Source organism: Rhodococcus sp. G6(2025), from assembly GCF_058628105.1.
This window is the reverse complement of record NZ_CP179750.1, coordinates 5,714,813-5,739,438: the sequence shown is the minus strand read 5'-3', so window position 1 is coordinate 5,739,438 and position 24,626 is coordinate 5,714,813. Positions and strand designations below refer to the sequence as shown.

21 protein-coding genes and 1 tRNA gene are annotated in these 24,626 nt (G+C 68.6%); 17 read left to right on the top strand and 5 right to left on the bottom strand.

Annotation, left to right across the window (positions count from 1 at the left end; genetic code table 11):
* Nucleotides 1–8 precede the first annotated feature (8 nt).
* Nucleotides 9–488 carry a MaoC family dehydratase gene (locus ACLIVD_RS26460; protein WP_005252926.1) on the bottom strand — a complete coding sequence of 160 codons (480 nt, stop codon included), beginning with the start codon at nucleotides 486–488 and terminating at the stop codon, nucleotides 9–11.
* A gap of 162 nt (nucleotides 489–650) precedes the next feature.
* Between ACLIVD_RS26460 and ACLIVD_RS26455 the strand changes: the two genes are divergently transcribed.
* Genes ACLIVD_RS26455 through ACLIVD_RS26405 form a run of 11 tightly spaced genes read left to right on the top strand, consistent with a single transcriptional unit; the run spans nucleotide 651 to nucleotide 11,925 of the window.
* Nucleotides 651–1,469 carry an SDR family oxidoreductase gene (locus ACLIVD_RS26455; protein ID WP_491930877.1) on the top strand — a complete coding sequence of 273 codons (819 nt, stop codon included), beginning with the start codon at nucleotides 651–653 and terminating at the stop codon, nucleotides 1,467–1,469.
* Entirely contained in the window at nucleotides 1,466–2,278 is an 813-nt protein-coding gene (locus tag ACLIVD_RS26450; protein ID WP_491930876.1) for an enoyl-CoA hydratase-related protein, read from the top strand. The genes ACLIVD_RS26455 and ACLIVD_RS26450 overlap by 4 nt, the downstream gene beginning before the upstream one ends.
* On the top strand, nucleotides 2,265–3,518 hold the full coding sequence (locus tag ACLIVD_RS26445) for an acyl-CoA dehydrogenase family protein (RefSeq protein ID WP_280783624.1): 1,254 nt from the start codon (nucleotides 2,265–2,267) through the stop codon (nucleotides 3,516–3,518). Before ACLIVD_RS26450 ends, ACLIVD_RS26445 begins: the two co-directional genes overlap by 14 nt.
* A 1-nt stretch (nucleotide 3,519) precedes the next feature.
* The gene (locus tag ACLIVD_RS26440) at nucleotides 3,520–4,302 is read left to right on the top strand and encodes an SDR family oxidoreductase (protein WP_283354679.1); all 783 of its coding nucleotides are present in this window, start codon (nucleotides 3,520–3,522) and stop codon (nucleotides 4,300–4,302) included.
* Nucleotides 4,295–5,329, top strand: coding sequence for a phosphotransferase family protein (locus tag ACLIVD_RS26435; protein WP_491930875.1), 1,035 nt, complete (start codon nucleotides 4,295–4,297; stop codon nucleotides 5,327–5,329). The genes ACLIVD_RS26440 and ACLIVD_RS26435 overlap by 8 nt, the downstream gene beginning before the upstream one ends.
* Nucleotides 5,330–5,339: 10 nt before the next feature.
* On the top strand, nucleotides 5,340–6,101 hold the full coding sequence (gene fabG / locus ACLIVD_RS26430) for a 3-oxoacyl-ACP reductase FabG (protein WP_271212546.1): 762 nt from the start codon (nucleotides 5,340–5,342) through the stop codon (nucleotides 6,099–6,101).
* 5 nt (nucleotides 6,102–6,106) lie between these two features.
* Nucleotides 6,107–7,297 carry an acyl-CoA dehydrogenase family protein gene (locus ACLIVD_RS26425; RefSeq protein WP_491930874.1) on the top strand — a complete coding sequence of 397 codons (1,191 nt, stop codon included), beginning with the start codon at nucleotides 6,107–6,109 and terminating at the stop codon, nucleotides 7,295–7,297.
* Nucleotides 7,294–8,394, top strand: coding sequence for an acyl-CoA dehydrogenase family protein (locus tag ACLIVD_RS26420; RefSeq protein WP_491930873.1), 1,101 nt, complete (start codon nucleotides 7,294–7,296; stop codon nucleotides 8,392–8,394). The genes ACLIVD_RS26425 and ACLIVD_RS26420 overlap by 4 nt, the downstream gene beginning before the upstream one ends.
* A 35-nt stretch (nucleotides 8,395–8,429) precedes the next feature.
* A complete protein-coding gene (locus tag ACLIVD_RS26415) occupies nucleotides 8,430–9,413 on the top strand; it encodes an NADPH:quinone oxidoreductase family protein (RefSeq protein ID WP_491930872.1) in 984 nt (327 codons plus the stop codon).
* A gap of 11 nt (nucleotides 9,414–9,424) precedes the next feature.
* Nucleotides 9,425–10,213 (top strand): RhlG family 3-oxoacyl-ACP reductase, encoded by a 789-nt coding sequence (locus ACLIVD_RS26410; RefSeq protein WP_491930871.1) that lies wholly within the window; start codon nucleotides 9,425–9,427, stop codon nucleotides 10,211–10,213.
* Nucleotides 10,214–10,266: 53 nt separating this feature from the next.
* On the top strand, nucleotides 10,267–11,925 hold the full coding sequence (locus ACLIVD_RS26405; RefSeq protein WP_491930870.1) for an AMP-binding protein: 1,659 nt from the start codon (nucleotides 10,267–10,269) through the stop codon (nucleotides 11,923–11,925).
* Nucleotides 11,926–11,996: 71 nt separating this feature from the next.
* Here the strand turns inward: ACLIVD_RS26405 and ACLIVD_RS26400 are convergent, their stop codons facing one another.
* Together ACLIVD_RS26400 and ACLIVD_RS26395 are read right to left on the bottom strand one after the other, a co-directional pair.
* On the bottom strand, nucleotides 11,997–13,157 hold the full coding sequence (locus ACLIVD_RS26400) for a N(5)-(carboxyethyl)ornithine synthase (RefSeq protein WP_105422760.1): 1,161 nt from the start codon (nucleotides 13,155–13,157) through the stop codon (nucleotides 11,997–11,999).
* A 211-nt stretch (nucleotides 13,158–13,368) separates the two neighbouring features.
* A tRNA-Arg gene (locus ACLIVD_RS26395) sits at nucleotides 13,369–13,444 on the bottom strand.
* A gap of 166 nt (nucleotides 13,445–13,610) precedes the next feature.
* Between ACLIVD_RS26395 and ACLIVD_RS26390 the strand changes: the two genes are divergently transcribed.
* Entirely contained in the window at nucleotides 13,611–16,013 is a 2,403-nt protein-coding gene (locus tag ACLIVD_RS26390) for a phosphoketolase family protein (protein WP_491930869.1), read from the top strand.
* Between the two features lie 9 nt (nucleotides 16,014–16,022).
* On the opposite strand, the gene ACLIVD_RS26385 is transcribed toward ACLIVD_RS26390, so the two are convergent.
* On the bottom strand, nucleotides 16,023–16,733 hold the full coding sequence (locus ACLIVD_RS26385; RefSeq protein ID WP_280783614.1) for a DUF305 domain-containing protein: 711 nt from the start codon (nucleotides 16,731–16,733) through the stop codon (nucleotides 16,023–16,025).
* Nucleotides 16,726–17,646: a thioredoxin-like domain-containing protein gene (locus ACLIVD_RS26380; RefSeq protein WP_283335907.1), complete on the bottom strand. Its 921-nt coding sequence runs from the start codon at nucleotides 17,644–17,646 to the stop codon at nucleotides 16,726–16,728. The genes ACLIVD_RS26385 and ACLIVD_RS26380 overlap by 8 nt, the downstream gene beginning before the upstream one ends.
* A 218-nt stretch (nucleotides 17,647–17,864) precedes the next feature.
* Between ACLIVD_RS26380 and argS the strand changes: the two genes are divergently transcribed.
* The 5 genes from argS to thrB are packed head-to-tail and all read left to right on the top strand — an operon-like array spanning nucleotide 17,865 to nucleotide 24,313.
* The gene (argS, locus tag ACLIVD_RS26375; protein ID WP_280783612.1) at nucleotides 17,865–19,517 is read left to right on the top strand and encodes an arginine--tRNA ligase; all 1,653 of its coding nucleotides are present in this window, start codon (nucleotides 17,865–17,867) and stop codon (nucleotides 19,515–19,517) included.
* On the top strand, nucleotides 19,514–20,935 hold the full coding sequence (gene lysA, locus ACLIVD_RS26370) for a diaminopimelate decarboxylase (protein WP_491930868.1): 1,422 nt from the start codon (nucleotides 19,514–19,516) through the stop codon (nucleotides 20,933–20,935). The genes argS and lysA overlap by 4 nt, the downstream gene beginning before the upstream one ends.
* Entirely contained in the window at nucleotides 20,932–22,245 is a 1,314-nt protein-coding gene (locus tag ACLIVD_RS26365; RefSeq protein WP_280783611.1) for a homoserine dehydrogenase, read from the top strand. The genes lysA and ACLIVD_RS26365 overlap by 4 nt, the downstream gene beginning before the upstream one ends.
* Entirely contained in the window at nucleotides 22,242–23,324 is a 1,083-nt protein-coding gene (gene thrC, locus ACLIVD_RS26360; RefSeq protein ID WP_005252945.1) for a threonine synthase, read from the top strand. The genes ACLIVD_RS26365 and thrC overlap by 4 nt, the downstream gene beginning before the upstream one ends.
* 44 nt (nucleotides 23,325–23,368) lie before the next feature.
* Nucleotides 23,369–24,313, top strand: a complete 945-nt coding sequence (gene thrB, locus ACLIVD_RS26355) for a homoserine kinase (protein WP_280783609.1) — start codon at nucleotides 23,369–23,371, stop codon at nucleotides 24,311–24,313.
* Nucleotides 24,314–24,626: the final 313 nt, after the last annotated feature.

Genomic DNA, 24,626 nt, shown 5'->3' with positions numbered 1-24,626 from the left:
TAGCAGGATTATCCGGCCTCGACGACGCGGGCGACGGACTCGGACACGACCACCGGCTTGTCGGAGCCCTCGCGCTCGACGACCTGGCTCATCGTCACCTGGATGCCGCCCCCGACCTGTTCCGCGGACTGCACGGTGGCGCGCATCCGGATGCGTGAACCCACCGGCACCGGCGCGGGGAAACGGACCTTGTTGTAGCCGTAGTTCAGGCTGTGGGCGAAACCGTCGAACCGCAGCAGGGTCGCCGACAGCGCCGGTCCGAGGGACAGGCTGTACAGCCCGTGCGCGATGGTGCCGCCGAGTGGGCTGGCGGCGGCGCGCTCGGGGTCGATGTGAATCCACTGGTGGTCGCCGGTCGCGTCGGCGAAGGCGTTGACACGTTCCTGGGTGACGTCGTGCCAGTCGGTGGGGCCCAGCTCCTTGCCGATCAGCGCCGTGAGCTCGTCGAAGCTCGCGGGGCGAACGGGCAGTGCGGTGGTGTCGGTCATCTGTCTCCCTCAATTCCGGGTGGTGCAGGGCCTGGATGTGTCACGTTGGCTGCATCGAACTTCGAGGTGTTCGTCGAACTCCGACACTTGAACTTGACGACGGATTCAACTATACAAAAGAGAGACGCGAGTCACAACGCACGGCGAAGGAGAGGACACCTCGTGAAGGTTGCACAGAAGGTCGCCATCGTGACCGGCGGTGGAGGCGGTATCGGCGGGGCGATCGCAGACCGTCTCGCCGACCAGGGCGCCAAGGTGCTGGTCGCCGATCTCGATCCGAACGCCGCAGCCGCGGTTGCGGACGGAATCAACGCACGCCACCCCGGATCGGCCGTCGCCGAGGGTGCCGACGTCGCGGACGCCGATCAGATCCGGCGCATCATCGAGCGCGCCGAGACCGAGTTCGGCCCGGTCGATCTCTACTTCGCCAACGCCGGCATCGCGGGGGCACCCGGCCTCGACGCCGACGACGCCGGCTGGGATCTCGCGATCGACGTCAACGTCCGCGCCCACATCCGCGCCGCCCGGCAACTCGTGCCGAAGTGGATCGAGCGGGGCGAGGGGTACTTCGTGTCGACCGCGTCCGCGGCCGGTCTCCTCACTCAAATCGGCTCGGCCACCTACGCGGTCACCAAGCATGCGGCCATCGCGTTCTCCGAATGGCTGTCGGTCACCTACGGGGACAACGGAGTTCGGGTCAGCTGCCTCTGTCCGATGGGAGTCGAGACGAAGTTGATGCGCTCGGGTGAGAACTCGGGTGATCCACTCGGCGTCGCGGCCACCCGGGCCGTCGTCTCGGCAGGCGACGTGCTGCAACCGGAGCAGGTCGCCGACATCGTGCTCGACGCCGTGGACCGGGAGACGTTCCTGATCCTGCCCCACGAGAGCGTCCTCACCATGTACCGGCAGAAGGGGTCCGACTACGACCGCTGGCTGCGCGGGATGCGCCGCTACCAGAGTTCGCTGCTGGAGCACGCATGACACCCGAGCACGCAGACCTGGTCCTCGCCGAGCGGCGTGGACCGGTCCTGGTGCTCACGTTCAACCGGCCGGACAAGCTGAACGCCTGGACCGACGACCTCGAGGACCGCTACTTCACGCTGCTGAGCGACGCCGAGGACGACCCCGGCGTACGCGCGATCGTCGTGACCGGCGCCGGGCGCGGGTTCTGCGCAGGCGCCGACCTCGGACGCCTGCAGGCCGTCGGTGACGTCTCCGAAGAAGACCTCCTCCGGCCGCGCCCCCGCGACCTTCCCGCGACACTGCGCACGCCGCTGATCGGGGCGATCAACGGGATCGCCGCCGGTCTCGGAATGGTGGAAGCCCTCTACTGCGACGTCCGGTTCGCCTCGGCGTCCGCCCGGTTCACGACCGCCTTCGCCAAGCGGGGACTGATCGCCGAATACGGCATCTCCTGGCTGCTGCCCCGGCTCGTGGGACGCAGCCGCGCCACCGACCTGTTGCTGTCGAGCCGCATGGTGGACGCCGAGGAGGCACTGCGCATCGGACTCGTCGACCACCTCGTGCCGGACGGGGCGGTCGTCGACGCCGCGGTCGCCTATGCCGAGGGGCTGTCGACGCACTGCTCCCCGACGTCGATGGCCGTCATCAAGGACCAATTACAGAACGATGCGGACGGCACCTACGCCGAGTCCGTGGCCCGCGCGGAAGGCCTGATGTTGCAGGCGTTCCGCGGGGCCGATCTCGTCGAGGGCGTACAGAGTCACCTCGACAAGCGCACACCCACGTTTCCCTCACTACCCGTCAGGAGTTCCCATGTCCCTGTTTGACATCTCGGATCGCGCCCAGCAGTTGCAGACCGATCTGCTGGAGTTCATGGATTCGCATGTGTATCCGGCGGAGGCGGTGTACGAGGAGCAGATGCGGGAGTCGGGGGATCCGCATTTCCAGCCGCCGGTGTTGGAGGAGTTGAAGGCGGAGGCGCGGCGTCGGGGGTTGTGGAATCTGTTTCATCCGCATCCGGGGACGGGTGCGGGGTTGACGAATCTCGAGTATGCGCCGTTGGCGGAGATCATGGGGCGCAGTCATATTGCGTCGGAGGCGTGCAATTGCAATGCGCCGGATACGGGCAACATGGAGGTGCTCGAGTTGTTCGGTACGGCGGAGCACAAGGAGAAGTATCTGACGCCGTTGCTGGAGGGGACGATGGCGTCGGCGTTCGCGATGACGGAGCCGGCGGTGGCGAGTTCGGATGCGACGAATGTGGAGTTGTCGATGGTCCGGGACGGTGACGAGTATGTGCTGAACGGGCGGAAGTGGTTCGCGTCGAATGCGTTGCACCGGAATTGCCGGGTGTTGATCGTGATGGGGAAGACGGATCCGTCGGCGGCGCCGCATCGGCAGCAGTCGATGATGGTGGTGCCGATCGATGCGCCGGGGGTGACGGTGATGCGGGGGTTGCCGGTGTTCGGGTATCAGGATCGGGAGGGGCATGCGGAGATCGATTTCGCCGACGTTCGGGTGCCGGCCAAGGATGTGCTGAAGGGCGAGGGGGAGGGTTTCGCGATTTCGCAGGCGCGGTTGGGTCCGGGTCGGATTCACCATTGCATGCGGGCGATCGGGATGGCGGAGCGGGCGTTGGAGTTGATGTGTCGTCGGGCGTCGTCGCGGGTGACGTTCGGTAAGCCGGTCAGTGAGAATGCGAATGTTCAGGATTGGATTGCGGAGGCGCGGATCGAGATCGAGATGATTCGGTTGTTGACGCTGAAGGCGGCGTATCTGATGGATACGGTGGGGAACAAGGAGGCGCGGACGGAGATCGCGGCGATCAAGGTGGCGGCTCCGAATATCGCGTTGAAGATTGTGGATCGGGCGATTCAGGTGCACGGTGGGGCCGGTGTGACCGACGACTTCCCCCTCGCCATGGCCTGGGCGCACCTGCGCACGCTGCGCCTGGCGGATGGTCCCGACGAGGTCCACAAGCGCGCCATCGCGCGGCAGGAACTCCGGCCCTACCGCGACACCGCCGTCAACGCCTCCACCAACGGACACAAGGTTGCGGTGAGCTGACATGGCCGGACTCGACCTCACCGGACGCACCGCGATCGTCACCGGCGCCTCGCGGGGCATCGGTCTGGCCGTCGCCAAGGCCATCGCGGCCGCTGGCGGCAACGTGGTGCTCACCTCACGGTCCCAGGAATCGGCCGACGCCGCCGCGGCCGAGGTCGGGGGCACCGCGATCGGAATTGCCGCCCACGCCGTCGACGAAGAGGCCGCCCGGCGCTGCGTCGACGTCACCCTCGACCGCTTCGGCAGCCTGGACATCCTGGTCAACAATGCGGGAACGAACCCTTCGTACGGGCCGATCATCGACCAGGACCACGCACGATTCGCCAAGACCTTCGACGTGAATCTCTGGGCGCCGGTGCTGTGGACCGGGCTCGTCACGAAGGCGTGGATGGGCGAGCACGGCGGCGCCGTGGTCAACACCGCCTCCATCGGCGGCATGGCCTTCGAGGCGAACATCGGCCTGTACAACGCGTCCAAGGCCGCGCTGATTCACGTCACCAAGCAACTGGCACTGGAACTCTCACCGAAGGTGCGGGTCAACGCCGTCGCCCCGGGTGTGGTGCGGACCAAGCTGGCCGAGGCACTGTGGAAGGAACACGAGCAGGCCGTGTCGGCGTCCACGGCCCTGGGGCGGATCGGTGAACCCGAGGACATCGCGTCCGCGGTCGCGTTCCTCGTCTCCGATGCCGCGAGCTGGATCACCGGCGAAACCATGGTGATCGACGGCGGTCAACTGCTCGGCGACGCCCTCCCGTTCCGGCAGGGGGCCCAGCTCGGTGTCTAGCGTGGACGTCGTCGGCATCGACATCGAGGCCGTGAGCCGCTGGTTCGGCACGCTCGGCATCGACAGTGCCGGACCGCTGACCTTCGACCGGATCGGACTCGGACAGTCGAACCTCACCTACCTCGTCCGGGACGAGGCAGGTGGCAGATGGGTGCTCCGGCGCCCGCCTCTCGGACACCTGCTGGCGTCGGCCCACGACGTCGCCCGGGAGGCGCGGATCCTCTCCGCTCTCGAGGACACCGCGGTGCCCACCCCGCGGGTGTTCGGGCTCACCGACGACCCGGAGGTGACCGAGGTACCGCTGCTGCTGATGGAGTTCGTCGACGGACAGGTCGTCGATCGCATGTCGATCGCGGAGTCCCTGACGCCGGAACGTCGCCGGGCGATCGGTCTGTCGCTGCCGCGGACGCTCGCGAAGATCCACGCGGTGGACCTCGACCGGACCGGGCTGACCGACCTGGCCAGCCACAAGCCGTACGCGCAGCGTCAGCTCAAGCGGTGGTCGGGGCAGTGGGAGAAGTCGAAGACCCGCGAGCTGCCCGCCCTCGACGACCTGACGCGACGGCTCACCGATTCGGTACCGGAGCAGCGGGAACTGACACTGGTGCACGGCGACTTCCACCTGCGCAACGTCATCACGTCCCACCGGACCGGGGAGGTGACCGCGGCCCTGGACTGGGAGTTGTGCACCCTCGGCGACCCGCTCGCCGACGTCGGCAGCCTGCTCGCGTACTGGCCGGAGCCGGGCGAGACCACCGGCGGCGACTTCCCCGCGTCCACCCTCGACGGTTTCCCGGATCGGGTGGAGATCGCCGGGGTGTACCTCGACGAGACCGGACGCGACCCGGAGGCCCTGGCGTTCTGGCACGTCCTCGGCCTGTGGAAGGTCGCGGTCATCGCCGAGGGCGTCATGCGCCGCGCGCGGGACGAACCGCAGAACAAGGCGGCCGCGGGCACCCCGACCGTCGAGCGCATCGACGACCTCGTGGCCAAGGCGTGCGACATCGCCGCCCGGGCCGGAATCTGATCACACGACGATGGAGAACTTCATGAAGAGAACGGCAATCGTCACCGGCGGGGCACGGGGCATCGGTGCCGCGGTGGCGAAGAAACTGGCGAGCGACGGGTACGGGGTGGCCGTGCTCGACCTCGACGAGTCCGCCTGCGCGGCAACCGTCGACGCGATCGAGTCCACCGGAGGCCGGGCACTCGCCGTGGGCGCGAACGTCGCCGACGAGGCGTCGGTCGCCGCGGCAGTCGAGCGGGTCGCGACCGAACTCGGTGCCCCGACGATCCTGATCAACAACGCCGGAATCACCCGCGACAACCTGCTGTTCAAGATGACCGTCGACGACTGGGACGCGGTGATGAACGTGCACCTGCGCGGTGCGTTCCTGATGTCGCGGGCCGTGCAGCAGCACATGGTCGACGCCGGGTTCGGCCGGATCGTCAACCTCTCGAGCACGTCCGCCCTCGGTAACCGCGGGCAGGTCAACTACTCCGCCGCCAAGGCGGGCATGCAGGGCTTCACCAAGACCCTCGCCATCGAGCTGGGCAAGTTCGGTGTCACCGCCAACGCGATCGCGCCCGGCTTCATCGAAACCGAGATGACCGCCGCCACCGCCGAACGGGTGGGTGTCGGATTCGAGGACTTCAAGAAGGCGGCGGCGTCGCAGATCCCCGTGAACCGCGTCGGACAGCCCGAGGACATCGCCAACACTGCGTCGTTCCTGGCGAGTGAGGGTGCCGGATTCGTGTCCGGACAAGTGATCTACGTGGCCGGCGGACCGAAGGACTGAGGAACATGACCACTGACGAACAGGCGATCGCACGCGACCTCAGCGATCGCGTCGCGACCCTCGTCGAACAGAACGACCTGTCGGATCCGGCCGGATTCCTCGGAGCCCGATTCGACGCCGGCCTCGCGTGGGTCCACTTCCCGCCGGGACGCGGCGGACTCGGTCTGCCGCAGAGCTTCCAGGCGCAGGTCGACGCCGAACTCGCGGCCGCCGGAGCGCCCGGTCCGGCGAAGGGCCGCAACGGAATCGGATTGGGCATGGCCGCTCCGACCATCGCCGCGTTCGGCACCGAGGAACAACAGCAGAAGTACCTTCGGCCGATCTTCACCAGCGAGCACATCTACTGCCAGTTGTTCAGCGAACCGGGGGCGGGCTCCGACCTGGCCGCGGTCGCGACGCGAGCCGTCCGTGAGGGTGACGGCTGGCGGGTCAACGGGCAGAAGGTGTGGACGTCGGGGGCGCAGAACGCGCAGATGGCGATCCTCGTGGCCCGGACGGATCCGACGGTGCCCAAGCACGCCGGGCTCACCTACTTCCTGTGCGACATGAGCGATCCGGGTATCGACGTCCGGCCGTTGCGGCAGATCACCGGTGAAGCCGAGTTCAACGAAGTGTTCCTCACCGACGTCCGCATTCCCGATTCCGATCGGCTCGGCGACGAGGGACAGGGCTGGCGGGTGGCCACCGCGACCCTCAACAACGAGCGCGTCGCGATCGGTGGTTCCGCGGCCGCCCGCGAGAGCGGCATGATCGGACCGGTCGCACAGGCCTGGCGGGAGCAACCCGAACTCCGCGACCCAGCGATGCACGACGAACTGCTGCGGCTGTGGGTCGAAGCGGAGGTCGCCCGGCTGACCGGGGAACGCCTGCGGCAGCAACTCGAGGCCGGGCAACCCGGCCCGGAGGGGTCCGGCCTGAAGCTGGCCTTCGCCCGGCTCGCGCAGACCATCTCGGGTTTCGACATCGAACTCCACGGCGAGGCCGGGCTGCGGTACGACGACTGGACGATGCGCCGCCCCGACAAAGTCGACTTCACCGGCCGTGAACCCGGCTACCGGTACCTGCGCGCGAAAGGCAATTCGATCGAGGGCGGCACGTCCGAGATCCTGCGCAACGTCATCGCAGAACGCGTCCTCGGGCTCCCGCCGGAGCACCGCGTCGACAAGGATATCGCCTGGAAGGACCTGCCCCGATGAGCACCGCAGATCTGCTGTACTCCGACACGGAAGACGCCCTGCGCGACTCCGTCCGCCGCCTCCTCGCCGACCGCTGCCCACCGGAACTGGTGGTCGGGGCGTACGACCGGGCACCCGCCGACTTCTCCGGAGTATGGAAATCCCTCGCCGTCGAACTCGGACTGGCGGGCCTGCTCGTTCCCGAGGACCTGGGTGGCGCCGGAGCCGGCGCACGCGAGGCCGCGGTGGTCATGGAGGAGATCGGACGTGCCGTCGCGCCCGTCCCGTACCTTTCCAGTGCCGTACTCGCGACGGTCGCGCTGCTGAAGGCGGGGGACACGCGAACGGTCGGCGCACTCGCCGACGGGACGACCACCGGTGCGCTCACGGTCGGGCTCGCGACCGCACCGGGGCGGTTCACCCCGACCGTGCGCCGAGAGGGCGACGCCCTGACCGGCACCGTGACCAGCGTCGCGGGCGTCTCGGAGGCCGACATCCTGATCGTGCCCGCCCTGGGTTCGGGCGGACTCGAACTGCACACGGTGCCCGCCGGCACCGCCGGTGTCACGGTCACGCCCGTGCTCGCGCTCGACATGACCCGGCCACTGTCGGATGTCGCGTTCGACGGCGCCGCGTCCACCCGCATCGACGACGGCAACGCCGCGCCGGCGGTCCGGGAGGCCCTCGTCGTCGGCGCCGCACTGCTCGCCTCCGAGCAGCTCGGGCTTGCGCAGTGGTGCTTCGAGACCACCCTGGCGTACGTCAAGGAGCGAACCCAGTTCGGCCGCGCCGTCGGGTCGTTCCAGGCGATCAAGCACCGCCTCGCCGACCTGTGGCTCGAGGTCACCTCCGCGGCCGCCGCTGCCCGCTACGCCGCGGACACCGCCGCCCGGGGCGACGCGGACGCCGAGGTCGCGGCCGCCGTCGCGCAGGCGTACTGCAGTGACGTCGCCGTCCACGCCGCCGAGGAGTGCGTCCAGCTGCACGGCGGCATCGGAATGACCTGGGAATACCCCGCGCACCTGTATTTGAAGAGGGCGAAGAGCGATCAGCTCGCGTTCGGCACCGCCTACCGTCACCGCGCGCACCTCGCCGACCTGATCGACCTGCCCGCGTAACCCGAGCTCCATCACCGACAGTCAGGAAACAATCCATGAAGGCATGGCGTGTCCACGAACTCGGCGAGCCGCGCACCGCGCTGCAACTCGAGGAAGTCCCGGACCCGACTGCAGGCCCCGGCCAGGTGCTGGTGAAGGTTCTCGCCGCACCGGCGAACTTCCCCGACGTGCTGCTGTGCCGGGGCGAATACCAGATCAAGCCGCCGCTGCCGTTCACACCCGGAGTCGAGCTGTGCGGTGAGGTGCTGGAGGTCGGTGACGGCGTGACCCGCTTCGCCGTCGGCGACCGGGTAATCGGCAACCCCAACCTGCCCGGCGGCGGATTCGCCCAGCTGGCCGTCATGGACGAGGCCAACACGTTCGCCGCCCCGTCCGCGCTCGACGACGCCGAGGCGTCGGCGTTGAGCATCGGCTACCAGACGAGCTGGTTCGCCTTGCACCGGCGCACCCAGCTGAAGCCGGGGGAGACGCTGCTCGTCCACGCCGCCGCGGGCGGAGTGGGCAGCGCCGCAGTGCAATTGGGCAAAGCCGCGGGAGCGAAGGTGATCGGCGTCGTCGGCGGCGCCGACAAGGTCGAGTACTGCCGCCGGCTGGGGGCGGATCTGGTGATCGACAGGCACACCGACGATTTCGTTCCGCTGGTCAAGGAATTCACCGGCGGACGCGGCGCGGACGTCGTCTACGACCCGGTCGGCGGCGACGCCTACGCGAAGTCCACCAAGTGCATCGCGTTCGAAGGCCGGATCCTGATCATCGGTTTCGCCGGCGGCACCATCCCGACACCCGGCCTCAATCACGCCCTGATCAAGAACTACTCGATCATCGGCCTGCACTGGGGCCTGTACAAGCAGTACAACCAGCAGGCGATCGCCGACTGCCACGAGGAACTGACCCGTCTCGCCGACTCCGGTGCGATCACGCCGCTCATCAGCGAGCGGCTCTCGCTCGCTGACGTCGCCGACGGCATCGGCCGGCTCGGTGACGGCAGCACCGTCGGCCGCGTCGTCTTCCAACCCTGAAGGGAACGCACATGGACATAGGTTCGCTGTTCGACGTCGCAGGCAAGACCGTGGTGGTCACCGGAGGTTCGCGGGGTATCGGCCGGATGATCGCGCAAGGATTCACCCTGGCCGGAGCGACCGTGATCATCTCCGCCCGCAAGGCCGAGGCGTGCGAGAAGGCCGCGGCCGAACTGTCCGCCGCCGGGCCGGGGACGTGTCACGCACACCCCGCCGACCTGTCCACCGAGGAGGGGATCGAGGGGCTCGTCGCGCGGGTCGCCGAGTTGTCGCCCCGACTGGACGTCCTGGTGAACAACGCCGGAGCGACGTGGGGTGCGCCGGTCGACGATTTCCCCGCCGCCGGTTTCGACAAGATCTTCGACATCAACGTCAAGGGCGTGTTCATGCTCACCCAGGCGTTGCTGCCGAGTCTGCGGGCCGCGGCGACGGACGGTGACCCCGCCCGGGTGATCAACATCGGGTCGATCGACGGACTCGTGGTGTCGGGTAGCGAGAACTTCTCGTACGGGGCGAGCAAGGCCGCGGTCCACATGCTCACCCGCAAGCTCGCAGCGACGCTGGCCGCCGAGCGAATCACCGTCAATGCCATTGCCCCCGGACCGTTTCCGAGCAAGATGATGGCGTTCGTCCTCGACGACCCGGAGCGGAAGGAGGCGGTCGAGGGATCGGTCCCGCTCGGCCGGGTCGGCACCCCGGAAGACGTCGCGGGCACCGCGATCTTCCTCTCCTCACGCGCCGGGGCCTACCTCACCGGCACCGTCGTCCCCGTCGACGGCGGGATCTCGGGAGCACGCTGAACAGCACCTCACACAGTCGGAACACGGAACGAGCGAGAGGCGGCACGGCGGCGATGAGCTGGTACGACGACAGGCCCTGGATGGAACGGTACGACGAGAACACGCGTTCCGTGGGGGAGATCCCCGCCCGGACAGCGCTCGACATGTTCTCGGCCGCGGTCGAATCCGCCCCGGACGGGCCGGCGATCCGGTACCTCGGCGGCACCCTCGACTACCGCGAGGTCGACGAACTCAGCGACGGTGTGGCCGCCTACCTCACCGAGAACGGATTCGGGAAGGGCGACCGGCTCGCCATCTACCTGCAGAACGTCCCGCAGTTCCTGCTCGCGTTGCTCGGCACATGGAAGGCAGGCGGTGTCGTCGTCCCGCTGAACCCGATGTACCGGGACGAGCTCTCCCACATCCTCACCGACGCCGGAGTCACCGCGATCGTGTGCAGCGAGAACGCGTGGGCCGATCGGGTGGCGGAGCGGGCGTCCGCCGCGGGTGTGCGGATCGCGATGACCGCCAGCGAACTCGACATCCAGACGTCCGGCGACCCACGGGTGTTCGGGGGCGTGACCCGGGTGCGCGCCGAGGGCGTGCCGGACCTGCTCGAGGTGGCCCGGGCGCGCGCGGGAGCCGACATGGCGGACTCCGGCCTGGTCCCGGACGACGTCGCGCTCGTGTCCTACACGTCCGGAACGAGTGGAGTCCCCAAGGGGGCGACCAACACCCACCGGAATCTCACCGTCAACAGTTCGATCCTGCGCCTGTACGAGAGCAAGCCCGCCGGTTCGCCGATCTTCGCGCTCGCGCCGCTGTTCCACATCACGGGCATGGTGTGCCAGTTGCTCACCGCGATCGATTTGGCGTCGCCGCTGATCCTCGCGTACCGGTTCGAGGCAGGGGTCGTCCTCGACGCTCTCGAGCGGGAGCGGCCGGTGTTCATGGTCGGCCCGTCCACCGCCTACATGGCGCTGATGGCCCACCCCGACTTCTCCGGTGAGCACTTCGCCTCGCTGGAGGCCGTGATGTCCGGTGGCGCCCCGCTACCCCCTGCCATCGTCGAACGGTTCCGGGAGCTGACCGGAAAGTACATCCGCAACGGCTACGGGCTCACCGAGACCAGCGCACCGTGCGTCGTCGTCCCGCCGAACCTGGAGGCGCCGGTCGATCCGTCGTCGGGCACGCTGGCGATCGGCCTGCCCCTTCCCTCCGCCGTGATCCGGATCGTCGGGGAGGACGGGCACGACCTCGGCCCGCTCGAGGTCGGGGAGATCGCCGTCGACGGGCCGATGGTCGTCCCCGCGTACTGGAACAAACCGGACGCCACGGCGCAGTCGCTGCCGGGCGGCCGGCTGCTCACCGGCGACGTGGGATTCATGGACGCCCAGGGCTGGGTGTACGTCGTCGACCGCAAGAAGGACATGATCAACGCGTCCGGGTTCAAGGTCTGGCCCCGCGAGGTCGAGGACGTCCTGTACCAGCATCCCGCGGTCCGGGAGGCCGCGGTCGTCGGCGAGCCGGACAGCTACCGCGGCGAGACGGTCGCCGCGTTCGTCAGCCTCCGCCCCGGGCAGACGGTCGAGACGGACGACCTCGTCGAGTACTGCCGGGAGCGGCTGGCCAGCTACAAGGCCCCGAGGCGCGTCGAGATCGTCGACGAACTGCCCAAGACGGCCAGTGGGAAAATCCTCCGACGCGAAATGCGCCGCAGCACTCCGGCCTGAACAGTCGCCCTCTCGGACGAACGGGACGCTCGTCGCGTCAGATCGAACGAGCGTCCCGTTCGTCCGGTCGATCAGGCGACGACCGGGTGCGGGTAGTCCGCCGCGCGGTGCTGGAACGACAGGATCCGGGGGTTCTGCACGACTCCGTCGCGGATCTCGACGGCCCGCCGGATCGTGTCGCTGCGGTCCCAGGCGGCGGGTCCGTCGAGGACCGTCCCCAGATGGGGGAGCAGGGCCTCGCTGATCTCCCAGGTCGCCGAATTCCACAGGTAGGACGGGCTGTGGTCGACCGCGTAGTAGCGGACGTTCTCACTGATCATGAACGTCGGATCGGCGAACGACGTGGGCCGGGCCCAGCTGAAGCCCATTCCCTCGTCGCAGGACACGTCGACGACGAGGCTGCCGGGCAGGAGGGTCTCGATGTCCGAGTCGATCAGGAACGTCAGCGGCGATTCCGTGTCCTGTAGGACGCAGTTGACGATGATGTCGTGCCGGGCGAGGAACCCGGCGAGCGGCATCCGGCCCTCGTCCGTGGTGACGTGGCTGCGGCGCGGATCGGCGTCGTCGTGATCGAACTGCACGATCTCCGCGGAATGGATCGGCGAGCTCACGGCGGTGACCCCGCGTTGCGTGACGACGTGGACGTCGTGGATGCCCAGGGCGTTCAGCGCGGTGACGGCGCCGCGGGCGGTGGCACCGAAGCCGAGTACCACGGCGCGCAGGCGGCGGCCGTAGTCGCCGGTCGAACCCGCGATCGACAGGGCGTGCAGCACCGAGCTGTATCCGGCGAGTTCGTTGTTCTTGTGGAAGACATGGAGCTGGAACGACCCCTCGACGCTCCAGTGGTTCATGGCCTCGAACGCGATCAACGTGAGGTGGCGATCGACGGCCACCTGGGTGAGCTCCGTGTCCTGGACGCAGTGCGGCCACCCCCACAGGATCTGGCCGTCACGCAGGTCCGCCAGATCCTTCGCGAGAGGTTTGGGCAGCAGGAGGACGTCGGAGTGCTCGATCAGCTGCTCCCGGGTGCGCAGCCCGCCCACCGAGAGGGCCAGCTGCTCGTCGGAGACACCGAAGGGCTCGCCGTAGCCGTACTCGAGGTGGATGCGGCCACGGAGGTCGGGGTCGATCCGGTCGAAGTGGAGCGGATGGATCGGGAGCCGGCGTTCGTCGGGCTTACTCGAACGTGCGACGACGCCGAGGGTGAGTGGATGAGAGCGGTGTTGCTGCACAGGGGTGTCCCTTGGTCGACACTGCCGGAGAGAGTCTTCGGCAGAGAGTTCTTACCGCGGAACCCGCAATGGAGGAGGCCAGCGTTCGATCGGTGGGCGCGGCATCTGCCGGCGCGGCTGCAGCTCTCGACAAAGCCCGAGGAGATCACTCGGGGAAGACTGGTAGCACCAGAGAGAAAGGCTGCGCCGCGACAGGCGACGCAGTTTCTCGTGGTGCCCCCGGCAGGATTCGAACCTGCGACCTTTCGCTCCGGAGGCGAACGCTCTATCCCCTGAGCTACGGGGGCGCACCGGAAAACCGGTGTGCCGATTGGGCTGGCCAATCGTAGCGCATGGGTAGTGGGATCGACCAAATCGGTCCCCCTACTTTGTGGACTCGCCCCGGTAGCGGCCCGGACACGCCTAGTGTCGGGAGGACGTGGACGCTCGCGAACTCCCGGGGAGGCGTCGAGAATGACCGATGGACGGCAGTTGGGGTCGCAGGACTCCGACGGGCACTATTCCGATTCCGATCTCGAGCTGGACCTGCGGTGGTGGGCGGCGGCCAACTATCTGACGGTCGCGCAGATCTACCTGCAGGACAACGCGCTTCTGCGTGAGCCGCTGCGCCCGGAACACATCAAACCCCGGCTGCTCGGGCACTGGGGGACGAGCCCGGGTCTGTCGATGATCTACGCCCTGCTGAACCGCCTCATCCGCCGGACCGACACCGATTGTCTCTACGTGACGGGTCCCGGACACGGTGGTCCGGCGCTCGTCGCCGCCACGTACCTGGAGGGGACGTACTCGGAGGTGTATCCGGGCGTGTCCCGCGACGCCGCGGGTATCCACCGGCTCTGCCGGCAGTTCTCGACGCCCGGTGGCATCCCGAGTCACGTCAGTGTGCAGACACCGGGCAGCATCCACGAGGGCGGCGAACTCGGCTACGCTCTCGCGCATGCCGCCGGGGCGGCGTTCGATCACCCGAATCTGTTGGTGGCGTGCGTGATCGGAGACGGTGAGGCCGAGACGGGACCGCTGTCCGGGTCGTGGAAACTTCCCGCCTTCCTCAATCCGGAACGTGACGGAGCGGTGCTGCCGATCCTGCACGTCAACGGAGCGAAGATCGCCGGGCCCACCGTCTACGGCCGCAGCAGCGACGCGGACGTCGAGGCGTTCCTCGGCGGTCAGGGCTGGGCGCCGACCGTCGTCTCCGGCGACGACCCGCGGCAGGTCTTCCCGGCGCTGCATCGCGCCCTCACCGACGCGCACACCGCGATCTCCGACCTGCAGCGGGAGGCGCGGGCCGGCAGGCGCAGCGCCGCCAAGTGGCCGGCGATCGTGCTGCGGACCCCGAAGGGCTGGACCGGTCCGCGGACCGTCGACGGCGTGCTCGTCGAGGGCACGCACCGGGCCCATCAGGTTCCGCTGTCGGGGGTGCGGACCGACGAGGCGCATCTGCGTCAGCTCGAGGAGTGGATGCGGTCGTACGGACCGGACGCACTGTTCGACTCATTCGGCGCACTCGTTCCGGACCTCGAGCGGCTGGCGCCGCAGGGCGACAAGCGGATGGGTTCGTCGCCGTACGCGAACGGCGGCCGCCTGCGTGCGGATCTTCCCGTGCCGCCGCTGGAGAAGTACGCGCTCACCATCGAGAAGCCCGGCACCACCCACCACGAGACCACCCGGGTGCTCGGGGAACTGCTCCGCGACCTGTACGCCGCCACCACCACGCCCGACGGCGGCGGCTACTTCCGGCTGTTCTGCCCGGACGAAACGTCCAGCAACCGGTTGGGCGCCGTGTTCGAGGTGACCGACCGCTGCTGGCAGCTGCCGGTCACGGACTACGACGACGGGCTGTCGGCCCGCGGCCGGGTGATGGAGGTGCTCAGCGAGCACCTCTGCGAGGGGTGGCTCGAGGGGTATCTGCTGTCGGGACGGCACGGGCTGTTCGCCAGCTACGAGGCGTTCGCGATGGTGAGCGTGTCGATGCTCGTCCAGCACACGAAGTGGTTGCAGCATGCGGTGGATCTGCCGTGGCGGGCGCCGGTGGCGTCGCTGAACGTCCTGCTGACCAGTACCTGCTGGCGCAACGACCACAACGGGTTCAGTCATCAGGGGCCGGGCATGATCGACGCCGTCATCCCGCTCGCACCGGACGTCGTCCGGATCTGGCTGCCACCGGACTCGAACACCTTGCTGTCCATCTCCGACCACTGCCTCCGCAGCACCGACCACGTCAATCTCATCGTCGTCGACAAGCAGCCGCACCTGCAGTACCTGACCCTCGCGGAGGCGCATGCGCACTGCGCGGGCGGGGCGTCGGTGTGGGCGTGGGCGGGGACGGAAGCCCCGGCGGGCGCCGACCCGGACGTCGTGCTCGCGGCCGCCGGGGACGTTCCGACCCAGGAGATCCTCGCCGCGGCGCAGTTGCTGCGCGAGCACACGCCGGAACTGGTCACCCGGGTGGTCAACGTCGTCGACCTCATGGGGTTGCTCACACCCACGGAACATCCGCACGGATTCGACGCGCGCATGTTCCTGGACCTGTTCACCGCGGACACGGACGTGGTGTTCGCGTTCCACGGGTACTCGCGCGCCGTCCACGAGCTGATCCACGGGCGTCCCGCCCCGGACCGGTTCCACGTTCGCGGCTTCAGCGAACAGGGCACGACGACCACCCCGTTCGACATGGTCGTGCTCAACCGGATGAGTCGCTATCACCTGGTCCTCGAGGCGCTGCGACGCACGCGGAGGGAACCGTCCGGTGCCGGCGAACTGGCCGACTTCTGCCTCCGGCAACTCGAACGGCACGGCGAATACGTCGTCGCGCACCTCGAGGACATGCCCGAGGTGCGCGACTGGACGTGGTCGTGAGGCCGGAGATCAGTTCATCGGGAGGGGAGCGGCGCCCTTCGCGGTGAGCATGTTCGTCATCACCGTCGACTCGCTCTGCTGCGTGTCCACCATCGTCTGCGCGAGAGAGCGCACCGCGTCCTCCGACGCGTGCTGGGCCGCGTACTCCATCATCGGGAGGCCGCCCTGGTGGTGGCGCAACATCAGCTGCAGGTACAGGACGTCGACGGCCGGTCCGGTGGCCTGACGCAGCGCGGCCATGTCCTCCGAGGACGCCATGCCCGGCATCTTCGACATCGAACCCATGTGCCCGCTGTCGGCGGACCCGTGGTCGTGACCGTCGGAGTGCTCGGCTTCCATCCAGCCCATGTAGCCGCCGGACGGCAGCGCCGGCTGATCCCACATCGCGAGCCAGCCTTGCATCTGCCCGAGCTGATTCTGCTGCGTGGTGAGGATGTCGTACGCGAGGCCGCGCACCGCCGGGTCGGTGGCGCCCGCCAGCGCGATCGCCGACATCTCCACCGCCTGGCTGTGGTGCACGCTCATGTCCTGCGCGAATCCGACATCCACGGAACCGGCCTCGGGGACCGGGGCCCCGTTGTCCTCGAGCGGAAGCCGGGCGAGGAACCCGAGCGCGAATCCGAGGGCGATGGCGCCGATCAACCCGATGACCAGCAGCGCTGTGCGCTGACTGGGCCGGGACGGGGCTGGAGCGTCTGCGGGTTCGGCAGGGCTAGCCATTGCCACCCTCGGCTGGCGCCTGCTGCAGATCGGACGGCAACTGCAGGTCGCTCGGGAGCTGCATGCCGCTGGGCAGCTGCGCTCCCGCACCACCGGATTCCGACTGGTCCGGGGCGATGCCGCCACCGTCCATCGGCACCGCGTCCGCGCCGGGTGTACTCGGGTCGAACGGCGGCGGGTTGTCCGGATCGAAACCGGAGCCCGGGATGGACGAGCAGCTCGCGCCGACCTCCGGGTAGGTGTTCTTGTTGATCCGCAGCGCGGTGATGAACTGGTCGATGCGCTCGTCGTCGACGCTGTCCAGCTTCAGCTGGTGGCCCCACGACTGCAGCGAGACCGGGCTGTCGAGGCCCGGGAACGGCGACATCAGCGTGTACGTCTCGCCGTCCACCTTGCCCTTCAGCGTCTCGACCTGATCGGCGGACAGCTCGTCCGGGTTGTAGGCGATCCACACGGCGCCGTGCTCGAGCGAGTGCACGGCATTCTCGGTGCGGATCGCGTTCGGGTAGACCGTGCCGGTGCACGTCGCCCAGATGGCGTCGTGCGGGCCGCCGAACGGGGGCGACTGGTCGTACGCGACGCGCTGCGTCGGCTGGATGTGGATGCCGGCCGGGTAGTCGACCTTGACGACGCCGTCGATGTTGACCGACGGGTCGGGATTTTCGGCGCTCGGCGCGTACTTCGCGGCTTCTTCCTTGGCCTGGTACTTGGGGACCAGGTTGATCGCGAGGACCGCCACGAGTGCGAGAACGGCAGCTCCGGCGCCGATCGTCAGCCAGGGGATGTTCCGCGGAGCGGACGCGCCACCCTTGACTTTCGCGCCGCCGCTATTCTTCTTGGCGGCCTTGATGGCCTTCGCCGACTTCGCGCCCGAGTTCTTATCGGGACCGCGACTTTCCGAACCGCTTGGCATCGATTGTGATCTTTCGGTGTGTGGGTTACGGGCGCTCGACCCCCGGTAACCGGAAGCTGAGGGCCGGGACTCAGGGCGACACCACTGTACTTTCCCACCCTGAGCGCAACCTGGGAGAGTGGCCGCCGCCACGCTCGCCGGCAGTCGCCGGGTCCGCGACGGGACTCGCGGCAAGGCGGATCACCGCCCGGGACGCGTTGGCCATAGGATGGATACCTGTGACTCCAGCTGACCTTGCCGAACTGCTCCGCGGAACCGCCGCGAAAGTGCTCGCCGAACGCGGACTCGACGTGTCCGTGCTTCCCGAAACTCTCACGGTCGAGCGTCCGCGCAATCCCGAGCACGGCGATTACGCCACCAACGTCGCGATGCAGGTGGCCAAGAAGGTCGGTACCAACCCGCGTGAGCTGGCCGGCTGGCTCGCCGAGGCGCTGACCGCGGCCGCGGGCATCGACAGCGCCGACATCGCGGGCCCGGGATTCCTCAACATCCGCCTGGCCGCCGACGCGCAGGGCGCGATCGTCGCGAAGATCCTCGAGGAGGGTGCCGCCTTCGGGGCCGGACACACGCTCGACGGCAAGAAGATCAACCTCGAGTTCGTCTCGGCCAACCCCACCGGCCCCATCCACCTCGGTGGAACGCGCTGGGCCGCCGTGGGCGACGCGCTGGGCCGGATCCTGTCCACCCAGGGCGCGGCGGTCACCCGCGAGTACTACTTCAATGACCACGGCGCCCAGATCGACCGGTTCTCCCGCTCGCTGATCGCGGCCGCCAAGGGCGAACCCGCCCCCGAGGACGGCTACGCGGGCGCGTACATCGCCGACATCGCCGCCCAGGTCCAGTCCCAGCGCCCCGACGTGCTGGAACTGCCCGCGGGCGAGCAGCAGGAAGTCTTCCGCGCCATCGGCGTCGACCTGATGTTCGCCCACATCAAGCGCACCCTGCACGAGTTCGGCGTGGACTTCGACGTCTACTTCCACGAGAACTCGTTGTTCGAGTCCGGTGCGGTGGAGAAGGCCGTCGAGACGCTCAAGGACTCCGGCAACCTGTTCCAGGAGGACGGCGCCTGGTGGCTCAAGAGCACCGACTTCGGCGACGACAAGGACCGCGTCGTCATCAAGAGCGACGGCAACGCGGCGTACATCGCCGGTGACATCGCCTACTTCCAGGACAAGCGCTCCCGCGGCTTCGACCTGTGCATCTACATGCTCGGTGCCGACCACCACGGGTACATCGGCCGGCTCAAGGCGGCTGCGGCCGCGTTCGGCGACGACCCCGACACCGTCGAGGTGCTGATCGGCCAGATGGTGAACCTCGTCCGCGACGGTGTGGCCGTGAAGATGAGCAAGCGCGCCGGGACGGTCATCACCCTCGACGACCTCGTCGAGGCGATCGGCGTCGACGCGTCGCGGTACGCGATGATCCGGTCGTCGGTGGATTCGAGCATCGACATCGACCTCGAACTGTGGACGAGCACCGGCAACGAGAACCCGGTGTACTACGTGCAATACGCGCACGCCCGCCTGTCGGCCATCGCCCGTAACGCCGCCGACCTCGGTATCGCGGTCACGGATCCCGACTTCTCGCTGCTCGTCTCGGAGCAGGAGGGCGATCTGATCCGCACCCTCGGCGAGTACCCGCGCGTCGTCACCAGTGCCGCGAATCTGCGTGAGCCGCACCGCATTGCGCGGTACCTCGAGGAGCTGGCCGGTGCCTATCACCGGTTCTACGGCGCCTGCCGGATCCTGCCCCAGGGCGACGAGGAGGTCGGCCCGCTGCACATCGCGCGACTGGCGTTGTGCGACGCGTCCCGGCAGGTCCTGTCCAACGGACTGGCCCTGCTCGGCGTCAGTGCACCGGAGCAGATGTGAACGCGCACCCCGCAGGTCCCAAGCACGCCGAACAGCTGCACGCACCCGGTCTGCCGGAACGTCCCGCCGACGCGGCCGCATTCGCCGCACTCTCTCCCGAGGTGTGGCCCCGCAACGCCCACCGCGGCGCAGACGGGGTCGTGAGCCTGGCGGGCATCCCGGTCACCGAACTGGCCGAGAAGTACGGCACCCCACTGTTCGTGGTCGACGAGGACGATTTCCGGTCCCGCTGCCGCGACATGGCCCGTGCGTTCGGGCCCACCGCCAAGGTGCACTACGCGTCGAAGGCGTTCCTGTGCGGCGAGATCGCCCGCTGGGTCGCCGACGAGGGCCTGTCCCTGGACGTCGCGTCGGGCGGCGAACTGGCGGTCGCCCTGCACGCCGGATTCCCGGCTGAGCGAATTGCCATGCACGGCAACAACAAATCGGTCGCCGAGCTGAACGCCGCCGTGTCGGCCCGGGTCGGGCACATCGTGCTCGACTCCGCCACGGAGATCGACCGCCTCGACAAGGTGGCCGCCGAAGCCGGTGTGGTGCAGGACGTTCTGATCCGCGTGACGGTCGGAGTCGAGGCGCACACCCATGAGTTCATCTCCACTGCCCACGAGGACCAGAAGTTCGGGTTCTCGCTCGCCGGCGGAAAGGCGATCGACGCGGTCCGCCGGGTCTTCGCCGCCGGCAACCTGCGGCTGGTGGGACTCCACAGCCACATCGGTTCGCAGATCTTCGACGTCGACGGATTCGAGTTGGCCGCGCACCGCGTGATCGGGCTGCTGCGGGACGTCGTCGCGGAGTTCGGTGTGGAGAAGACCGCCCAGATCTCGATCATCGACCTCGGTGGTGGCATGGGAATCTCCTACGTCCCCTCCGACGACCCGCCGCCGGTCGATCAGCTCGCCGCCAAACTCGGCGACATCGTGCGCAACGAGTCGGCGCTCGCCGGTCTGCCGGAGCCGACGCTGGCCGTCGAACCCGGACGCGCGATCGCCGGACCCGGCACGGTGACGCTGTACGAGGTCGGCACCATCAAGGACGTCACCGTCGACGCCAACCTCACCCGCCGGTACGTCAGCGTCGACGGCGGAATGAGCGACAACATCCGTACCGCGCTGTACCAGGCGGAGTACGAGGCCAAACTGGTCTCGCGGGTCAGCGACGCGGCGCCGGTGGTGTCCCGTGTCGTCGGCAAGCACTGCGAGTCCGGTGACGTCGTGATCCGCGACACCTGGATGCCCGAGGACATCGACGCCGGCGATTTGCTCGCCGTCGCGGCCACCGGTGCATACTGCTATTCGATGTCGAGCAGGTACAACCTGCTCGCCCGCCCTGCCGTGGTGGCCGTGCGCGACGGACAGTCGCGCGTGATCCTCCGGAGGGAAACCGTGGAAGACCTGCTGAGCTTGGAGGTACAGGAGTGACGAGCGAATCGGCGCATCGCGCTATCGGTGTGGCCGTCCTCGGCCTCGGCAACGTCGGGAGCGAGGTGGTGCGCATCCTGCGGGAGCACAGCGAAGACCTCGAGGCTCGCGTCGGTGCCCCGCTGGAACTGCGTGGAGTGGCCGTGCGCCGCCCCGGCAAGGACCGCGGAATTCCCGAGGAGTTGCAGACCACCGACGCGGAGTCACTCGTGGCCCGCGACGACGTCGACATCGTCGTCGAGGTGATCGGCGGCATGGACCTGCCCCGCAAGCTGATCCTCTCGGCGCTCAACTCCGGCAAGTCCGTCGTCACCGCCAACAAGGCGCTGCTCGCCGATCACACCGGTGAACTGGCCGAGGCGGCGGAACTGCACAACGTGGACCTCTACTTCGAGGCCGCCGTGGCCGGTGCGATCCCCGTGATCCGCCCGCTCATCCAGTCCCTCGCCGGTGACCGGGTGAACAAGGTCGCCGGAATCGTGAACGGAACCACCAACTTCATCCTGTCGGCGATGGACGAGACCGGCGCGGACTACGCCGCGACCCTCGCCGAGGCCGGACGCCTGGGTTACGCCGAGGCCGATCCGACCGCCGACGTGGAGGGCTACGACGCCGCGGCCAAGGCGGCCATTCTCGCGTCGATCGCGTTCCACACCCGGGTCACCGCCGCCGACGTGTACCGCGAGGGGATCTCCAAGATCACCGCGGCCGACCTGACGTCGGCTCGCGCACTCGACTGCACGATCAAGCTGCTGTCCATCTGCGAGCGGATCACCACCCCCGAGGGCAAGGAGCGGATCTCCGCGCGGGTCTACCCGGCGCTCGTGCCGCTGGAACACCCGCTGGCCTCGGTCAACGGTGCGTTCAACGCCGTCGTCGTCGAGGCGGAGAACGCCGGGCGCCTCATGTTCTACGGCCAGGGCGCAGGTGGCGCCCCCACCGCATCGGCCGTGATGGGCGACCTGGTGATGGCCGCGCGCAACAAGGTGAACGGCGGCCGCGGACCCCGCGAGTCCAAGTACGCCAAGCTGAAGATCGCGCCGATCGGCGACATCCCCACGCGCTACTACGTCAACATGCAGGTGACGGACAAGGCCGGGGTCCTGTCGGCGGTGGCTGCCGAATTCTCGCAGCACGGCGTCAGCATCTCCACCGTGCGGCAGGAAGGCGCCGGCGACGGTGCCCGCCTCGTCGTCGTGACCCACGTCGCGACGGATTCTGCTCTGTCGGAAACCGTTGAGGCACTGAGCAAACTCGAATTCGTCACCGCTGTGACCAGCGTGCTGCGACTGGAAGGCACCGAACAATGACCGGCACCCGTAACCCCGTTCACACCCCCTGGCCGGGGCTGATCGAGGCTTACCGCGACCGCCTCGCCATCGGACCGAACTGGAAGACGGTCACCCTCCGCGAGGGCGGCACCCCGCTGCTGCCCGCCGGGCACCTCTCGGAGCTCACCGGTTGCGACGTCTACCTGAAGGTCGAGGGGCTCAACCCGACCGGTTCGTTCAAGGACCGCGGAATGACGATGGCCGTCACCGACGCGCTGGCCCGCGGTCAGCAGGCCGTCCTGTGTGCGTCCACGGGTAACACATCCGCTTCCGCAGCCGCGTACGCCGCGAAGGCGAAGATGACCTGTGCCGTGCTGGTGCCGCAGGGCAAGATCGCGATGGGCAAGCTCGCGCAGGCCGTCATGCACGGCGCGCGGATCATCCAGGTGCAGGGCAACTTCGACGACTGCCTCGAACTGGCCCGCAAGACCACCGCGGAATTCCCCACGATCGGGCTCGTGAACTCGGTCAACCCGGTCCGTATCGAGGGCCAGAAGACCGCGGCATTCGAGATCTGTGACGCCCTGGGCAAGGCCCCCGACGTGCACGCGCTCCCGGTCGGCAACGCGGGCAACATCACCGCGTACTGGCGCGGGTACTCCGAGTACTACGCGGACGGACTCACCAGCGTGAAGCCCCGCATGCTCGGCGTCCAGGCCGCCGGTGCCGCACCGCTCGTCCACGGCGCACCGGTGAAGGACCCGGAGACGATCGCCACCGCGATCCGCATCGGCTCGCCCGCGTCCTGGAACGGTGCGGTCACCGCCAAGGAAGAGTCGCACGGCGCCTTCCGGGCCGCGACCGACGACGAGATCCTCGAGGCGTACCGGCTGATCGCCAGGACCGAAGGGGTGTTCGTCGAGCCCGCCTCGGCCGCGAGCGTCGCGGGTCTGCTCGCCGCCCGCAAGGAGGGCTGGCTGGACTCGGGCCTGACCGTCGTGTGCACGGTCACCGGTAACGGCCTCAAGGACCCCGACACGGCGCTGGCGGGTATGCCTGAGGTTCAACCGATCCCGGTCGATCCTGTCGCTGTCGCGTCGGCCCTCGAGCTGGCGTAGTGGTGGCGCCCACGCCCACCACGCCGCAGGACCACACCGCTGCCATGACACAGACCCTCCCCACGGGCCTCACCGTGACCGCCCGCGTGCCTGCGTCGAGCGCCAACCTCGGCCCGGGCTTCGACACGCTGGGCATCGCGCTCGGGCTGTACGACGAGATCACCGTGACCACCACGGGTTCGGGGCTGAAGATCCGGGTCGAGGGCGAGGGTGCCGACGACGTGCCGTGGGGTCCGTCCCATCTCGTGGTCCGGGCCATCGAACGTGGCCTGGAAGCGGCGGGCGTGTGGGCCGACGGCCTGGATGTGGTGTGCCGCAACGCGATACCCCATTCTCGGGGGCTGGGTTCATCGGCCTCCGCCGTCGTCGGGGGACTGGCGGCCGCCAACGGCCTGGCGATCAAGCTCGACCCCGAACTCGGGCTGTCGCTCGATCAGCTCGTCCAGCTGTCGTCCGAATTCGAAGGGCATCCCGACAACGCATCGGCCAGCGTGCTCGGCGGCGCCGTGGTGTCGTGGAGCTGCGCGGGCGAGCAGACCGACGGCGCGCCCGCGGCCACCGACATCTACTCGGCCGTCGCGCTGAAGGTCCATCCCGCGATCCGCGTCGTCGCGCTGGTGCCGGGGGAGCGCTCGTCGACCGCCCACACGCGGGGTCTGTTGCCCGAGACGGTTCCCCACCGGGACGCGGCATTCAACGTCAGCCGCGGCGCCCTCGCTGTGGTGGCGCTCACAGAGCGTCCCGACCTTCTGATGGCGGCGACCGAGGACCGACTGCATCAGACGCAGCGCGCTCCGGCCCTTCCGCTCACGACGCGATGGATCGCCGTCCTCCGGAAGGCGGGTATCGCCGCCACCGTCTCGGGAGCCGGACCGACCGTCCTCGCATTGACCACGGAGCCTTTCCCCGTGGATCTTCGGGCGCAGGCCGAGGCCGAGGGGTTGCAGGTTCTCGAACTGGACGTGGCGGACGGCGTCCGGACCAGCTGACACGCCGTAGGGGCGTCTCCTTGCCCCTACGGTCGTTCACAGCTATCCTGGGCAATGTCCGTACATCGTGCGCATCAGACGCCGGTGCTTCACCAGGGCAATTACTCCAGGTCAATCGGGGTTGACGGCTCCTGGCACGATCCTCCGCACTATCTGTCGTGTAGGGATTGCGAGTACGCGCCTGTTTCAAAGGTGATGTGATGGCGGGCAAGCCGGCAGTTCTTCACATGCAACTACGTACGGCACATCCGAATTCGGTATTCGAAACCGAATTACGGGACGAACCCTCGACTCTGCGCAGCGCGAGTGAGGG

Coding starts and splice junctions, on each gene's coding strand:
- ACLIVD_RS26460 (WP_005252926.1), bottom strand. CDS start 488: ATGACCGACACCACCGCACTGCCCGTTCGCCCCGCGAGCTTCGACGAG.
- ACLIVD_RS26450 (WP_491930876.1), top strand. CDS start 1,466: ATGACACCCGAGCACGCAGACCTGGTCCTCGCCGAGCGGCGTGGACCG.
- ACLIVD_RS26445 (WP_280783624.1), top strand. CDS start 2,265: ATGTCCCTGTTTGACATCTCGGATCGCGCCCAGCAGTTGCAGACCGAT.
- ACLIVD_RS26440 (WP_283354679.1), top strand. CDS start 3,520: ATGGCCGGACTCGACCTCACCGGACGCACCGCGATCGTCACCGGCGCC.
- fabG (WP_271212546.1), top strand. CDS start 5,340: ATGGAGAACTTCATGAAGAGAACGGCAATCGTCACCGGCGGGGCACGG.
- ACLIVD_RS26425 (WP_491930874.1), top strand. CDS start 6,107: ATGACCACTGACGAACAGGCGATCGCACGCGACCTCAGCGATCGCGTC.
- ACLIVD_RS26420 (WP_491930873.1), top strand. CDS start 7,294: ATGAGCACCGCAGATCTGCTGTACTCCGACACGGAAGACGCCCTGCGC.
- ACLIVD_RS26415 (WP_491930872.1), top strand. CDS start 8,430: ATGAAGGCATGGCGTGTCCACGAACTCGGCGAGCCGCGCACCGCGCTG.
- ACLIVD_RS26410 (WP_491930871.1), top strand. CDS start 9,425: ATGGACATAGGTTCGCTGTTCGACGTCGCAGGCAAGACCGTGGTGGTC.
- ACLIVD_RS26405 (WP_491930870.1), top strand. CDS start 10,267: ATGAGCTGGTACGACGACAGGCCCTGGATGGAACGGTACGACGAGAAC.
- ACLIVD_RS26390 (WP_491930869.1), top strand. CDS start 13,611: ATGACCGATGGACGGCAGTTGGGGTCGCAGGACTCCGACGGGCACTAT.
- ACLIVD_RS26385 (WP_280783614.1), bottom strand. CDS start 16,733: ATGGCTAGCCCTGCCGAACCCGCAGACGCTCCAGCCCCGTCCCGGCCC.
- ACLIVD_RS26380 (WP_283335907.1), bottom strand. CDS start 17,646: ATGCCAAGCGGTTCGGAAAGTCGCGGTCCCGATAAGAACTCGGGCGCG.
- thrC (WP_005252945.1), top strand. CDS start 22,242: ATGACCGGCACCCGTAACCCCGTTCACACCCCCTGGCCGGGGCTGATC.
- thrB (WP_280783609.1), top strand. CDS start 23,369: ATGACACAGACCCTCCCCACGGGCCTCACCGTGACCGCCCGCGTGCCT.